The organism is Photobacterium aquae, assembly GCF_001029445.1.
Taxonomy (GTDB): domain Bacteria; phylum Pseudomonadota; class Gammaproteobacteria; order Enterobacterales; family Vibrionaceae; genus Photobacterium; species Photobacterium aquae.
This window is the reverse complement of the sequence record NZ_LDOT01000089.1, coordinates 1-1,657: the sequence shown is the minus strand read 5'-3', so window position 1 is coordinate 1,657 and position 1,657 is coordinate 1. Positions and strand designations below refer to the sequence as shown.

The 1,657-nt window shown below is 44.6% G+C and carries 1 protein-coding gene; it reads left to right on the top strand.

The genetic code is table 11. From position 1 onward, the window contains the following. The first annotated feature begins 436 nt into the window (after positions 1-436). Positions 437-598: a hypothetical protein gene (locus ABT56_RS24150; protein ID WP_157037956.1), complete on the top strand. Its 162-nt coding sequence runs from the start codon at positions 437-439 to the stop codon at positions 596-598. The last annotated feature ends 1,059 nt before the right edge of the window (positions 599-1,657 follow it).

Sequence of the window (1,657 nt, the reverse complement as noted above, 5' to 3'; positions counted from 1 at the left end):
CGCAACGCAAGTTGCGCCCGTTCTTTTTTGGCATCATTGCCAAGGCGATGCCAGCCACCTTCCTTGTGCTACCCCATCTATTTGACTCATCTCACTGTTTAATTTATAAAATATAGCTAACAGAGTTATATTTGGAATATATTTCTGCTATTGCAAAAAAGAATAGTCATATTCTCTAATGCAATGGGTTGCAGTGTTGTGCCTGTCCTTCTGTAAGAGATCTCTTACAAAAACGTGAGAGCTCTATGATCTCATCAGCCTAAAATCTCTATCCCTTTTCTTTTTATTTTATAATAATCAATCACTTATTTTTATTTTTCGCTGATGGCATATTCTTTCAGTCCGAAGAAGGAAGATCTGGTAATTGTTTGCCGGGGGCTTGCGAGTATTATTGTCTCTGTCGACGGGATGCGCGACAGGGAACGGAAAGCGTAGGATGCGCGGCCTTAAGGATGAGGAGATGCAGGCGAGGATGCCTGTTTCACTAGGACGGTTGGAAAGCGGTAGGGATGCTGGTGATTGCCATGATGGCGATCAGGAAGGATGCCATAGGACAGCTTCAGGATGGAGCAGGGATATACGTCAGGATGACGTTTAGGGAAATGTTCTAGGATGGGACAAGGACCTCTCAGGATGAGTTATCAGGAATGCCTTCAGGATGAGGGAAAGGGACACCGCCAGGATGGATTGAGAGAGCCGCTTTAGGATAGAGCGACGGGTCAGGGAAACACCGAAGGACAGCTTCAGGATGGGGCTAGGACAATCGTAAGGATACGGTATAGGGAAGTGTTCTAGGATAGGACAAGGACCTCTCAGGACGAGTTATCAGGAACGCCTTCAGGATGAGGGAAAGGGACACCGCCAGGATGGATTGAGAGAGTCGCTTTAGGATAGAGCGACAGGTCAGGGAAACACCGAAGGACAGCTCGAGGATGGAGCTTAGGGATTACCGCCAAGGATGTGAACAACAAGGATGATGCAGGGAGCATTATCGTAGCGGGATGGCTACATGTAAGACCTAAGGGCGCAACGGATGTTGCGCCCGTTCTTTTATGTAGTACTGTTAGCCTTGTCGCTGCGTTTAATCCCAACCGTAGTAAATAATGCATCATTCTCGCTTGCTCAAATGTTCGATAACGGCGTTAGAATTTTGATTGTAGAATAACAATTTATTTAAAAACGCCACCTCCTCTTCAGTTACCAAGTATTCTTATGCCACTTCTGATCATTCACTGAGATCATGCACTGATTATGCTTGGGATTATCCCCCTCTTGTTATTGGGTATTACCGCTTAGGTTTATTGCCTATCTTGCCGCTCTATTGTGCTTTTTGAGTTGTGCCAATCTATTTTTGATGGACTTTATCTTGCGGGTTTGTGCGAGATCTCTTACAAGAACGTGGGAAATAACATGTTCATATAATGGAATAATACGTAACATTTAATATCAAGTTGTTGTTTTTATATGTTTTATTGTTTTGTCGCCATGAATGTAATCGGTTACTCAAGGACGATAATGTCGGTAATACCTACATTCGGGCGAAAAAAAACGTAATCTATACGTGTCGGAAGGAACTGACGGAACGGAACAGGAAAGCCCCAAGGATTCGGGGAGTCTCAGGATGAGACCGGTGTACCAGGATGGTATATCGAACATG